Source organism: bacterium (assembly GCA_026708015.1).
Classification (GTDB): domain Bacteria; phylum Actinomycetota; class Acidimicrobiia; order Acidimicrobiales; family Bin134; genus Poriferisocius.
Genome location: JAPOVT010000003.1, coordinates 208,405 through 221,227 on the forward strand (window position 1 = coordinate 208,405; position 12,823 = coordinate 221,227).

The window sequence follows — 12,823 nt, forward strand, 5'->3', positions numbered from 1 at the left end:
CCAGTAGCTACCCTGAGCGGGTGGAGGCGGCCCGGCATGGCTTTTGACGAGTCCTCTGCGGTGCCCGGGCCCGCTCCTGTCCCTAATTCCTCTGCGGTGGCTTCTGCTCGGATTGACCGGATTTTCGGAAGCGCCCAGTACTTTCGGCTGTGGATTGCCCAGATCTTCTCCTCCGGGGGCGACTGGTTGGCCCTGTTCGCCATCCTCATCACCGCCGACCGCGTGGGCGGCGGCACCCCGGAGGCGTCGGTGGCCTACGTGATGATCGCCCGCTTCCTTCCCGGACTCATTTTCGGATCGGCCGCCGGGGTGCTGGTGGACCGCTGGGACCGAAAGCGGACGATGGTGGTATGCGATATCGGGCGGGCCGCCACCATTCTGTGGCTGCCGTTCGTGGACTTCGTCTGGCAGCTTGTGCTGGCCTCGCTCATTCTGGAGGGCTTTGCCCTGCTGTGGGCCCCGGCTAAGGAATCCTCGGTGCCCAATCTGGTTCCCCGGGAGAAGCTGACCGCGGTCAACTCGCTTTCCTTGGTAGCCGCCTACGGCACATTCCCACTGGCTGCGGCCGTGTCCATCGGTCTGGCCAGTTTGGCCACGGTGATCCAGCGCGTCAGTGCCGTCGACTTTCTGCGCATCGACGCCGAGTCGATGGCGTTCTATATAGATGCGGCAACCTTCATTGCCTCCGCGGCGATCATTTCCCGGCTTGCCCTGCCCCGGGGACCGCAGACCACCAGTGAGCAGGACGAGGGCTCGACCCGGGTATGGGCGCCGGAGCAGGTATTTCGGGACTTGCGCGACGGGTGGAGCTACATCTTCTTGAACCCCACCGTGCGGACGGTGAATGTTGCCCTGGCCGTCGGGCTGATCGGCGGGGGGATGATCGTTCCGCTGGGACCGGTGTTTGCCGAAGATGTGCTGCACGTTGATGGCGGTGACGGATTCCGCGCTTTCATGGTGGCTCTGGGTATCGGCGTGGCCATCGGCATCGCCGGGCTGACCCTTCGGCAAAACCGCCTGCACAAGGAGCAGGTCTTTCTGGCTGCCGTTTTCGGGGCCGGTGCGTGCCTGTTTGTGGCCACTTCTATGTGGACCCTGGTGGGGTCGGCGTTGCTCGTCGGCGGGCTCGGAGTGTGCGCGGGTACGGTCTACGTGTTGGGGATCACCTTGCTCCAGGAGAGTGCCACCGAAGAGCTGCGAGCCCGGGTATTCGCCGGTCTCTTCACGCTGGTGCGGTCGTCGGTGATGCTCGCTCTGTTGCTCGGACCGGCGTTGGCCCTGTTCCTCAACGGGCTGTCGGACAAGTTCTTCGACAAGGAGGTGAATATTCTTGGATTTGACGTGATCATCCCCGGAGTTCGCCTCACGCTGTGGCTGGCCGCTCTCATCATGGTGGCCGCTGGTTTCTTGACCCTGGCCACCCGAAGCAGGGCCGGGGGACGGACTGCCAGCCCATGACCGGTCGCCTAATTGCGTTCGAGGGCGGCGAGGCTGCTGGCAAGAGCACGCAAGCCAAGCTCCTTGCTGAGCGATTGGGGGCGGTGCTGACCTTCGAGCCGGGCGCCACCGATTCGGGGGCCCGGATTCGCTCGCTGGTGTTGGATTCGCCCGATCTGGCGCTGTCTCCCCACGCCGAGGCCCTGTTGATGGCCGCCGACCGGGCCCAGCACGTTGCCGAGGTGATCCGACCCGCCTTGGAGTCGGGGATTCACGTGGTCACCGATCGGTTTATCGGGTCGTCCCTGGCCTATCAGGGCTTCGGACGCCACTTGGGGGTTGACGATGTTCTGGCCCTGTCGCTGTTTGCCACCGGTGGTCTACAAAGCGACCTGAATGTTTTGTTGGAGGTGTCCGAGGAGGTGGCCCGGTCTCGCCAGTCATCGCCCGGCGACCGAATCGAAGCTGAGAACGCCGACTTCCATCAGCGGGTGCTCAACGGATTCCGAACCCTGGCCCAGCAGGACCCTGAGCGGTGGGTGGTGCTTGACGGAGGCCGATCGGTTGGAGAAGTGGCCGAGGCGGTGTACGCCGCGGTTCGGGATCGACTCGGTGTCTGACTCGTTGAACCTGGATGTGCGGCCACCCGATTCGCTGGGCGACTCGCTGCCCGGCATCGACGATGCCGTCGACGATGTCTGGGCTCGGTTGGAGGGTCAGCCCCGGGCAGCCGAGATCCTGGCCTCGGCGGCGGCCCAGCCGGTTCACGCCTATCTGTTCTGCGGCCCGAGGGGCACCGGCAAGCGCACCGCCGCTTTGGCTTTTGCCGCATCGCTGATCGGAACCGACTCTCGCAGTCGCCGCTTGGCATTGTCGGGTCGCCATCCTGATCTGTCCGTCCACGAACCCGAGGGTCGGACGCTTCGGGTGGCCGAGGCCGACGAGATCATCTTTGAAGCGTCTCGCAGCCCGGTGGAAGGGCGACACAAGGTGATCGTCTGCGACCGGTTCCACACCGCTGAGCCCGAGGCAGTGGCCAGCCTGCTCAAGACCATCGAAGAGCCGCCTCCCACCGTGGTCATCGTGCTGTTGAGCGAAGAGATCCCTCCCGACCACACCACCGTGGCCTCCCGCTGCGTCATCGTCGAGTTCGACCCGGTGCCCGACGAGGATGTGCGCCGCATCCTCGAGCGCGAGGGGGTGAGCTCTGAGGGGCTAGGCGACATCGTGGCCGCCGCCGCGGGAGACGTGAGCCGGGCTCGCCTGCTGGCCACCGACGCCAGCCTCAGCGCTCGGCGTCAAGCGTGGGCTGGCGCGCCGGCCCGACTGGACGGCACCGGGAACACGGTGTCGGCGCTGGTCGACGAGCTGCGGGCGCTAATCGACGAGGCTCAGGAGCCGCTGACGGCTCGCCAGCGGACCGAGTCCGACGAGTTGGCCCGCGTAGAGGCCGACGTGGGCCCCCAAGGCCGTCTCCGCCGAGAGATGGACGCCCGCCACCGCCGCGAGCAGCGCCTTCTGCGGGTTGACGAGCTGCGATTCGGACTGGCCACCCTGGCCGCCTTCTACCGCCAGCAAATTGCTGACGACCACCACCCCCAGGAAGCGGTGGTCGCTATCACCCGCATCCGCGACGCCCACGCCGGCCTGGTCCGAAACCCCAACGAGCCCCTCCTGCTCCAAGCCCTTTTCCTGTCTTTACCCCGGGTGCATCACTGGTAGCCTGACGCCCGCGCCCGAGTAGCTCAGTCGGCAGAGCAATTCATTCGTAATGAATAGGTCAGGAGTTCGATTCTCCTCTCGGGCTCTGCGGGGAGCTTCGCAATAGCCGCACAGGACATAGAACCACGCCGTCTCCGCATACCCGGCCCGCTCCCAACAAGTTTCAACTGGAGTCAATGATCCGTCGCCCGAATCCCCAATGAACGCTGGGTTTTTGGTTCTGCTCTAAACTACTCTAAATATTTTAGAGTAAGGTGGGCATGCGGAACACGATGTCAGGAGCTCGCCGATGACAGCCAAAACCTCGGACCTTGCCTTGGCCGCCGACGTGCAGGAACGCGGAGCGCTCCTGCACGGGCTGTCGGAGGATCAATGGTTCGACCGGAAGGGTCCACGGCTGGGGGCGCGACAGCTCGGGGAGGTGCTCGTGGGGTTCGCCAATGCCGACGGCGGCACCATCGTCATCGGACTCAGCGATGGGCGAGTGGAGGGAATCAACGCCGCCGGCGCTGAATCGCTGTCGGGCTGGCAACAAGCCGCCATGGACTTCACCATGCCGACCGTGCCGTGCGAGACCCGGCTCGTGGAATGCATCAATCACCGCGGCGACGCCGACCGCCTGCTCGTGCTGCGGGTGGAGGCGTCAGGCGTCGTGCATGCCACCACCGACGATACGGCTTACCTGCGAGTGGGCGACGAGACGCGCAAGCTGCGTTTTGACCAGCGCCGCGAACTGCTCGCCGACAAGGGGCAGGCGGCATACGAGGCAGCCACGCTGCCGGAGGTGAGCGTCGCTGATCTCAATGCCGGTCTGCTGAGCGAGTACGCACGGGCGGCCGGCTCCAGTGACCCCAGGCGGCTGCTGGCGGCCCGGGGACTCGTGACCGCCGGCGACGAGGTCACGGTGGCGGCAGCGCTGTTGTTTGCCCCGACGCCGCAGAGGTGGCTCCCTCAGGCTGATGTGCGCGTCGTGCGCTATCGCGGCCGCGAGCGGCGCTCCGGACGCCACCAGCAGATCGACTCTGACGTGCGCTTCGATGGCCCCCTGCCGCACCAGCTCACCGCGGCGCGAGAGGCGATCATGAGCTTGATCCCGAGTCGACGGGTTTTGGGACGCCACGGTCGATTCGAGGACATGCCGATCGTCCCCGCAGACGCATGGCTCGAAGGCTTGGTCAATGCCGTGGTGCATCGCTCCTATAGCTATTCGGGGGATCACATACGGATCGAGATCTTCGACGACCGGATCGAGGTTCACAGCCCTGGCCGATTTCCCGGTCTGTCCGACCCGGCCGACCCGCGTGAGGTGATGCGATTCGCCCGCAATCCTCGCATAGCCCGCGTGTGCGCCGAATTGCGCTTTGGGCAGGAACTCGGCGAAGGCATCCGGCGCATGTTTGACGAGATGCGCAGCGCCGGTCTCGCTGACCCCGCCTATACCCAGACATCGACATCGGTGCAGCTCACGCTGTCGAGCTTCACGGTGAACGTGGCTCTCGAACAGCAGCTCATGCCGCGGCAGAAACAGATTCTGAGCCTGCTGCGTGCTCATGACGGTCTGTCTACTGGCGATGCCGTGGACGCCAGCGGATGGTCTCGCCCTGTTGTGCTCAAAGACCTCGGGCGACTTCGCGAGCTGGGGCTCATCGAGTGGCGAGGGCGGTCGCGCAACGACCCGTGGGCCTATTGGCAGGTGCGCGAGCAGGCTCGTTGAGGGCGTTTACTCTCAACAAGGCTCAACTGGAATTAAAGACTCATCGGCCGAAACCCCCCTGTACGCTGGGTTTTCGGCTCTACTCGTATCTACTCTAAATATTTTAGAGCAGATACGACCCAGCTGGACCCGGCGAAGGATTCACCCGGAACCAGTGGCTGGTACTGACGCCTGGATATCCCGTCGGCGAGGCAGTGGTGGCCATCGACCGCATCTGCTAGGCCCACGCGTGCCTGGTCGGCAGTCCAAACGGATGCTTCCTCCAACCTGATACCTGCCTGTCGAATGACTGGCTGAGCTTGACGCCGCTGCGCCCGTCGGGTTGGCCTCGGTACACCCGTATCCCCGTTAGCCTGCGTCCTGGGTCTATTGCGTGCCCGAGGCGGCACAGGAGTTCGCCCAGTCGGAGAGGATCAACGCTTCCCAGCCAAGGAGCAGCCCTACCGGATGGGAAGAACAGGTCGCGGGCACAGTGGTAGACGTTCTGATAGTCGATGAATACTGCGACTCTGGTATCGGGCATGGAACCACATGACTTTGGGCAAAAAATAGCCCCGCCATGCCCTGCAAAGCAGACCAGGCGGGGAAGATTGATCAGAGGCTATCGGTGGTGGTGTGGAAGCACAACCAATTTCGCCGGTTCACACATCAGCCGGCTCCGGGATGCCCACGCCGGCCTGGTCAGAGACTCCAGCGGGCTCCGGAGCCTGCCCAGCGAGGTCTGACAAGGCTATGGTGCCCTGATGAGACTTCCCAACGCCGAAACTGTCGAGGCGCTGCACCAGGCCGAGACCGGTACCGATCTTGTGGAGTACCTGACGCTTGAGGATCTCAAGGCCAAGGCGTAGACGCTAAGGATAGGGTTCAGTTACGAGCCGTCCACCAATCGCATGGGGAGCATGGTGAGGGAGGAGATGCTGCCGTCGACGGCGGAGGTGGTGTAGCCGGTCAGGGTTGCCCAATCGCCGGAGGCGGGGCGCTGGTCGAACGGTAGCGAGGTTTCGAACGGGAGGTTCTGACCGAGGGCTCCACCCTGGGCCAAGGCCAAGCCCAGCAGGCCGTCCTGGTCCTCAATTTGGAACACGATCGTGCCCTCGAAACCGTTGCCTTCGCCCCGCACCAACGTGCCGCCGGCCAGCAGTTCGCCGATTGCCGGGGACTCCACCACGATGTCCTCAGATTGAGCGCTGATCACCACCCAGGCCAGGGCGCCGTCGTCGAGTTGAACCTGCTGCATAAGGATGGTGGTGGCCAACCCGAACGGCGAGCCGTCCTCGGCCAGCCTGGGCAGCTCGGCGGTGGCCGTCATTTCGGATTGGACGGCCGGTCGAGGCACGGCGGCCCTTTCTCCGCGGGCCACCTGCTGGGCGAAGCCTGCCGCCGCCTCATCAGGGGTGCTCGGCCACACCTCGGGCTCGAATCTGGGCCACACCAGGAGTTCCGGGAAGGGGATGGAGGCGGGTCTAGGGATTGCGGTTGGGGTTGGCGTTGGGGTCGGCGTCGGGACGACTACCGTCGGAATCTCGTCCAGGTTCACAGTCTCTTCGGCGGCTACCTCATCGGCGGGCACCTCCGGCTCCTCTGTGTCGTTGCCACAGCCAGCCACCACAAGGACCAGCGCCAGCAATAGAGCCCACATCCGGCGAATCACACTCGAACACTATCCTGGGGCCTCCATGCTCCCGGCCGCCGGCTGTTCAAGATTTAGGGTTCTTGTCCTTCCCGAAACCGAACCGCTCCATTGACTTCTCAAACTCGTGCTGGGTGGAGTACACCGCCACCCGGTCGAACTGCCGCTGGATGTTCCGGTCGGTCACGTCGGCGTAAACGTCCACCGCCATCTTGGCCAGTCCCAGCGCCTCAATGGGCAGCGACATCAGGTGGCGGCAAAACGCGTACACCTCGTCCATCAGCGATTCCGCCGGGAACACCTCATGCATCAGCCCGATCGACTTGGCCTGCTCCGCGTCGACCTCCATGGTGGCCATCGCCATCCACTTGGCCCAACTGGGCCCGATAAGCCGGGTCAGCCTGCTGGTGCCCCCGCTTCCGGCGATGCTCCCCAAATTCACCTCCGGCAACAGGAACGATGCCTCTGGGGTGCAGAAACGGAAGTCCACCGATCCGGCCATCTCCACCCCCGCCCCCAGGCAGCGTCCCTGGATGGCCATGATCACCGGCTTCTCCACCGCCTCCATCTCGTCGTAAAGCAGGTGGTGGCTGCGGTAGTCCCGGCGGAAATTCCACCCCGGGTGCTGGTCCATGGTCTCGGGGTCGCCGGGCCGGTTCCCCGCTGGGCTGGAGATGTCCTGACCCGCGGTGAAATAGCGGCCCTTGGCGGTGATCACCATGCAGCGAAGATCGTCGCGGTCGCCCAGCGCCAGAACCGCATCCCACAGCGCCGCGGTCATCTCATGGCTGATGGCGTTCAGCTTGTCGGGGCGGTCGAGGGTGACCGTAATGATGCCCTCGTCGATGTCGATGACCGCGTTGGGGTGGCCGGCCGGGTCGTCAGCCATGGTTCAGACCCTAGTTGTCTGTCTAGGCGGCGGCCTCGCGCAGGCGAGTTGTGCGGTGTACCGGGTCGGTGTCGATCTTGGGTATCACGTGCTTGCCCAGCAGTTCGATGGTCTTGAGGTCGTCGGCCCGCTCGCTGGAGCCCATGCCGAACACCAGTTGGTCGGCCCCGGCGTCAGCCCACTGCTGACAGCCCTTGAGGGCCTGGTCGGGGTCGCCCATCACGCTGCCCGGCTGGCCGACGCTCTGCCACAGCTCATCAGCGGTCGGCATGGGGATGGTCTGGGGCCATGGCGGCACCCATTCGGGGCGGGGGAAAGTGTCGTGGTAGCGGAACACGTTGGACTGGAGATAGGTCATCGACGACCGCAGCGCGTGGTCCACGGCCCCCTGATCGGTTTCGGCCACGAACGCCCCGGTGGTCACCATGAGGTTGTCGTTGACGAACGCCCCCACCGGCTCGGCGTTGACGATGTCGTGTTTGTAGGCCTCCAGCACCGGGGCCAGCTCATCGAGGGCGCCCACCGAGAAACCGAGCACACCGAGGCCTTTGCGGGCGGCCATGGCGTAGCTGGTCACGTTGCCCGCCGCGTACCACATGGCCGGATGCCCCTTGCCCCACGGCTTGGGCAGCACCTTGCGGGGCGGGAGCGACCAGAATTTGCCCTCGTAGCCCTCGTAGGTGTCCTGGGTCCACATCTTGGCGAACTCGCCGATCACGTCTTCCCAGATCTCTTTGGTATGCGACGTGTCGGTGATGCCCTCCCGGTGCAGAAAGCCCAGGATCTCGTGGCTGCCGGCGCCTCGGCCGGTGCCGAACTCGAACCGGCCGCCGGTGAGGTGGTCGAGCATGGCCACCCGCTCGGCCACTTTGGCCGGGTGGTTCACCTGGGGCAGCGGGTTGAAGATGCCCGAGCCGATGTGGATGCGCTCGGTGGCGTGGGCCAGGTACCCGGCGATGGCGTCGTTGGCCGACATGTGGGAGTACTCGTCGAGGAAGTGGTGCTCGGGCAGCCACACGTACTTGAACCCGGCCTTGTCGGCCGCGATAACCAGCTCCAACTCCTCCATGAATGCAGTGTGCTCGGCATCGGGGTCGACGTCCCGGCGATGCTGGGGCACGTATCCCTGGATGAACAGTCCAAACTCCATGTCGGCCTCTCTGTGGATTTTCGGCTGATATTTCCTAGCATCCCGCCCGCCTCCGGGCCTAAGTGCGCAAGCGAATAGGCTTCCGGGCCGTGCTTCCCATCCGACCCGACCAGCCCCCCACTCCGCCCGCCGATGCCTTCGCCATCCACCGGGCCCCGGTCGATGGCGACCTGTCGCTGGCCTACATCCGCGAGGGAGAGGGCGGATACCCCCTGGTGTTGGTCCACGGCTATCCCGAGACCAAGCGCATCTGGTGGCGCAACATCATCCCGCTGGCCGAGGCCGGCTACGAGGTGATCGTGCCCGACCTGCGGGGCTACGGCGACTCCGACCTATCTGACAACGACCAGTACGACTTGGTCCTGTACTCCCGCGACATCCACACCCTGGTTCACGACGTGCTCGGCCACGAGCGGGTCGGACTGCTGGGCGGCGACGTGGGCGGCGCGGTGATCGTGGACATGGCCAACCGCTGGCCCGAGTTCGCCGAGCGGATGGTGTTCTTCAACACCGTGGCCCCCTTCATCGTCGACCAGGTGGACTGGTACACCGAGCGGGGCCTGTCGTTGAACCCGCTGCCCCACGGCCCCACCGGCGACTACCGCATCCGCCAGGGCCGCGACCCCGACCAGCTCCGGGCCGACCTCGACACCCCCGAGCGCCGCCGCCGCTATGTGCGCGACTGCTATGAGCATCGGCTGTGGGCCTCCCAGCATTCCTTCGAGGAGGACGACATCGATTTCATGACCGAGCCGTTCGCCGATCTGGAGCGGCTGGCCGCGGGCTGGTCGGTGTACCAACTGGAATACGGTCGACCCATGACCGAGCCGCCCATGATGGGCACCCAGGTCCAGGCCCCCACGCTCATTTTGTACGGCCCCGACGACCAGGTGGTGCCCAAGGACTTCCCCAAGCGCTGCGAGATCGCCTTCGCCAATCGGGTGGGGCCCGTGGTGATCCCCGAATGCGGCCATTTCCTCCAGTGGGAGCGGGCCGATGTGTTCAACGAGCTGGTGAAGTATTTCTACGCTGACCTGAAGGAGGGAAGCGGCTGATGCACCTCAACGAGTTCGCCTCCACGGCTGAACCCCTGGACATGACGGTCACCGCCGAGTTCGAGAGCCTGTGTACCAGCGCGGCCGACCTCGGCATCCCCCACGGTTCTGACATCACCTATGCGTCGCGCAACATCGTGGCCCGCCATCACCGCTTCCACTTCTCCGAGTGGGGCAGCTCTGACGCTTCCACCGTGCTGCTGCTTCACGGCGGCAACCAGTCGTGCCACTCCTGGGACCTGGTCAGCCTGGCGCTGGCCGACCGCTACCACGTTTTGGCCCTCGACCAGCGGGGCCACGGTGACAGCGAATGGGCCCGCGACGCCGACTACTCCTCGGGCGCCATGGCCGCCGACGCCGCCGCCTTCTGTGAGGCGCTCGGGGTGGCCGACCCCATCGTGATGGGCCACTCCATGGGGGGCATGAACACCATGCGCCTCACCCTCGACCACCCCGACCTGGCCAAGGCCATCGTGCTGGTGGACATCGGCCCTGAGATCTCCGAGGTGGGCACCCAGGTGATTCGCACCTTCGTCACCGAGAACCGGGAGTTCCAAGACTTGGATGACTTTGTGGCCGCGGTGCAGAAGTACGACCCCTATCGCAGCCGCGAGCACATCGAGCGAACGGTCAAGTACAACCTTTTCCAGCGGGTCGACGGCACCTACATCTCCAAGGTGGACCACGGACCCCGGCTGGCCCACGGGGCCGAACACCGCCGGGCTGGCGACCGCTTCACCCTGGAGGACGCCGAGTTCATCGCTCAGCCGGTGCTGCTGGTGCGAGGCGCCGACTCCTGGGTGCTCACCGCTGAGGCCGCTGAGCGGTTCGCCGATGCTCTTCCCAGCGGGCAGTTGGTGACCGTGCCTGATTGCAGCCACAACGTCCACGGCCAGAACACCCCCGGTTTTCTGGCCGCGGTGGAGCCGTTCTTGGCAAGGTTTGCGTAGTGAACGACATCGGCACTGCGGTCGAGGCCTGGGATGAGTGGTGCGATCTGCTCAAGCAGATGGGCCGCGAAGTGGTGGCCCCGCCCTATCCCACCGGCGACGGCGCCGACTTGGAAATGCTGGAGCATTTGGCCGACAACGTGGTGGCGTTTCTGGGCTGGGAAGTGCTCCATGCCGACCCTGCCCGCCCGGAGTTCAGCCGCCAGAACGATCTGATCACCCAGTGGGGCGGCCCCAACGCCGACAACGTGTACCGCCACGCCCGCATCGAGCCCGGTTGCCGGTACCGCATCACCGGCAACATGCACGGTTGCGACGATTTCATCATCGCCCTGCGGGCCGGGTTCATGCACAACGACATCTGGGGCACCAAGGCCACCATCACCGCCCACGACCTGGGCCTCGCCCGTCACGACGACTTCGAGATTTTGCTCGGGGGCGAAGAGCCCGGCGCAGTGGCCATTCCCGACGGGGTGCTGTCGGCGTCGATACGGGAGTACTACTTCGACTGGACGCCCGACGAGCCGGCCTTCTTCACCATCGAGTGCCTCGACCCCGAGCCCGCTCCCGTGCTCGACGGACCGGCTCTCGCCACCCGGGTGCGTCGGGCCATGATGCAGATTACCGACTCCATCGAGCGGTGGAACGCCTACATGGTGATGAATCGAGCCGAGCGCATCGACAACACCTTCACCAACCGCACCCTGGAGGTGTCCAAGGGCTTGTCCATGGCCCGCTACGAGTTCTGCTTCTGGGATCTAGAGCCCGACCAGGCCCTGATCGTGACCGCCGAAGTGCCCGAGGCCCACTATTGGGGTGCCCAGCTCTACATGATGGGCACGTTCGAGCTGGTTGACACCTACGCCCACATCTCCTGTCGCAACCAGACCCAGACCACGATCTCCTCTGACGGCAAAGTGCGCTATGTGGTATGCGGCACCGACCCCGGCGTCGCCAACTGGCTCGACAACGCCAACCGCCGCAACGGCTTGTGTACCCTGCGCTGGTTCTGGCCCACCGGCGACCATGCCATGGCCCCCACCACCGAAGTGGTGGCCCTCGCCGATGTGGCTTATGCTCTGCCCGCCGACCACCCCACCGTCACCCCCCAAGAGCACGCTGCCGACCTGGCCACCCGCCAATCCCACCTAAGACATCGATTTAGGACGTGATGTGATCCATCTGTGGCTGCCGACCTCGCCACCAGAGTGACGAGGGTGCTTCCTCGACTGCTGGGCCTCGACCCTTGATTGACGTTGGCGAGGCCAAGGCCCTGGCCCGCAACGGTTTGGCCTTGTTGGCGAACTACGCCGTGTAGATACTGATGCGCCGTTGGGTGCTATGGGACCAACGGCAGGATCAAGCGGTTCTCTGAGGCTGTCAAATGCGAAGCCTTTATTGCTGTGACATGGGTGGTGTGGTGCAGATGTCCAGGATTGGCCGCGTCTTTGATTTGACTTCTGGGTGGGCCCGCGGTATTTCAATGTCCCATGAAGCGCTTTTTTATCGTGATTGCCAGGTGCGTGCCCGCATTCATTTCCAATTTTGGCCGTGGGCTTCTTCTGAGTGGAAAACCCGACCTTCCGAAGGGGGCCACCACAACGGGCGAGCGCAAGAAAGGCGACGGGGCGAGCGGGGGGAGGTTCCGCTGGCTGGCGGTTCTGCTGCCGGTGGTGCTGCTGGCTACCGGCCTGGTGCTCGCGCTGCCCGACGACACGCCAACCGCCGACGCCCACCCACCTCGGCAGGAGACCTACACCTATAAAGTCCCGGTTCAAAAGACCCGCACGGTTCCCGCCTACAACTACAAGACGGTGTGCATCTATCTGGGCTGCTGGCAGGTGAGGGTGGCCCCGTACACCAGAACCGTGACCTACACGGTCATGGAAACCAGAACCGGAACCCGCACGGTCCACGACCCCCACCCCACGCCCACGCCCGCCCCCAAGCCATGCACCGGGCTTTTCTGCGGCATGACCCAGGCACAAATCTGTGCAGCAGCGGGACTCCCGGTCAACTCCAGCGGAACAGGATGCGGACCCAAGCCCACCCCGACGCCCAAGCCGACGCCAGCGCCGAACTACCCGAACCCCAACCTGCCGTGCGGCGGTTCCACACCATGCCCCACCCCGACGCCCAACCCAACGCCCAACCCAACGCCCGACCCGACGCCCCAGCCCACCCCCGATCCCACGCCCAACCCGACGCCCGACCTGACGCCCCAGCCCACCCCCGATCCCACGCCCACAACAAACGGGAACGGCGGCGGCAACACG

The 12,823-nt window shown here is 65.2% G+C and carries 11 protein-coding genes and 1 tRNA gene; 9 read left to right on the forward strand and 3 right to left on the reverse strand.

Annotated elements, in window-relative coordinates:
• Positions 1–36 precede the first annotated feature (36 nt).
• The 5 genes from OXG30_01525 (at position 37) to OXG30_01545 (ending at position 4,873) form a co-directional block, all read left to right on the forward strand.
• Complete coding sequence (locus tag OXG30_01525) at positions 37–1,458, forward strand: MFS transporter (GenBank protein ID MCY4133581.1); 1,422 nt, start codon at positions 37–39, stop codon at positions 1,456–1,458.
• Positions 1,455–2,057: a dTMP kinase gene (gene tmk / locus OXG30_01530; protein MCY4133582.1), complete on the forward strand. Its 603-nt coding sequence runs from the start codon at positions 1,455–1,457 to the stop codon at positions 2,055–2,057. Before OXG30_01525 ends, tmk begins: the two co-directional genes overlap by 4 nt.
• Positions 2,050–3,159, forward strand: a complete 1,110-nt coding sequence (locus OXG30_01535) for a hypothetical protein (GenBank protein MCY4133583.1) — start codon at positions 2,050–2,052, stop codon at positions 3,157–3,159. The genes tmk and OXG30_01535 overlap by 8 nt, the downstream gene beginning before the upstream one ends.
• Before the next feature lie 12 nt (positions 3,160–3,171).
• Positions 3,172–3,244, forward strand: a tRNA-Thr gene (locus OXG30_01540).
• 204 nt (positions 3,245–3,448) lie between these two features.
• Positions 3,449–4,873, forward strand: coding sequence for a putative DNA binding domain-containing protein (locus tag OXG30_01545; protein MCY4133584.1), 1,425 nt, complete (start codon positions 3,449–3,451; stop codon positions 4,871–4,873).
• An 868-nt stretch (positions 4,874–5,741) separates the two neighbouring features.
• On the opposite strand, the gene OXG30_01550 is transcribed toward OXG30_01545, so the two are convergent.
• The 3 genes from OXG30_01550 to OXG30_01560 are packed head-to-tail and all read right to left on the reverse strand — an operon-like array spanning position 5,742 to position 8,542.
• Positions 5,742–6,524, reverse strand: coding sequence for a hypothetical protein (locus OXG30_01550; protein MCY4133585.1), 783 nt, complete (start codon positions 6,522–6,524; stop codon positions 5,742–5,744).
• Between the two features lie 46 nt (positions 6,525–6,570).
• Positions 6,571–7,392, reverse strand: a complete 822-nt coding sequence (locus OXG30_01555; protein ID MCY4133586.1) for an enoyl-CoA hydratase/isomerase family protein — start codon at positions 7,390–7,392, stop codon at positions 6,571–6,573.
• A 22-nt stretch (positions 7,393–7,414) separates the two neighbouring features.
• On the reverse strand, positions 7,415–8,542 hold the full coding sequence (locus OXG30_01560) for an LLM class flavin-dependent oxidoreductase (protein ID MCY4133587.1): 1,128 nt from the start codon (positions 8,540–8,542) through the stop codon (positions 7,415–7,417).
• 89 nt (positions 8,543–8,631) lie between these two features.
• On the opposite strand from OXG30_01560, the gene OXG30_01565 reads away from it, so the two are divergent.
• From OXG30_01565 to OXG30_01580, 4 genes are all read left to right on the forward strand, one after another.
• Positions 8,632–9,597: an alpha/beta hydrolase gene (locus OXG30_01565; GenBank protein ID MCY4133588.1), complete on the forward strand. Its 966-nt coding sequence runs from the start codon at positions 8,632–8,634 to the stop codon at positions 9,595–9,597.
• Positions 9,597–10,547, forward strand: coding sequence for an alpha/beta hydrolase (locus OXG30_01570; GenBank protein MCY4133589.1), 951 nt, complete (start codon positions 9,597–9,599; stop codon positions 10,545–10,547). Before OXG30_01565 ends, OXG30_01570 begins: the two co-directional genes overlap by 1 nt.
• Entirely contained in the window at positions 10,547–11,719 is a 1,173-nt protein-coding gene (locus OXG30_01575) for a hypothetical protein (protein ID MCY4133590.1), read from the forward strand. The genes OXG30_01570 and OXG30_01575 overlap by 1 nt, the downstream gene beginning before the upstream one ends.
• 501 nt (positions 11,720–12,220) lie before the next feature.
• Positions 12,221–12,823, forward strand: a 603-nt coding sequence (locus OXG30_01580; GenBank protein ID MCY4133591.1) for a hypothetical protein, incomplete at its 3' end; no start/stop codon positions are given.

Bases quoted from the DNA above. Each gene is read 5' to 3' on its own strand.
- OXG30_01570 (MCY4133589.1), top strand. From the start codon at position 9,597: ATGCACCTCAACGAGTTCGCCTCCACGGCTGAACCCCTGGACATGACG.
- OXG30_01560 (MCY4133587.1), bottom strand. From the start codon at position 8,542: ATGGAGTTTGGACTGTTCATCCAGGGATACGTGCCCCAGCATCGCCGG.
- tmk (MCY4133582.1), top strand. From the start codon at position 1,455: ATGACCGGTCGCCTAATTGCGTTCGAGGGCGGCGAGGCTGCTGGCAAG.
- OXG30_01555 (MCY4133586.1), bottom strand. From the start codon at position 7,392: ATGGCTGACGACCCGGCCGGCCACCCCAACGCGGTCATCGACATCGAC.
- OXG30_01545 (MCY4133584.1), top strand. From the start codon at position 3,449: ATGACAGCCAAAACCTCGGACCTTGCCTTGGCCGCCGACGTGCAGGAA.
- OXG30_01525 (MCY4133581.1), top strand. From the start codon at position 37: ATGGCTTTTGACGAGTCCTCTGCGGTGCCCGGGCCCGCTCCTGTCCCT.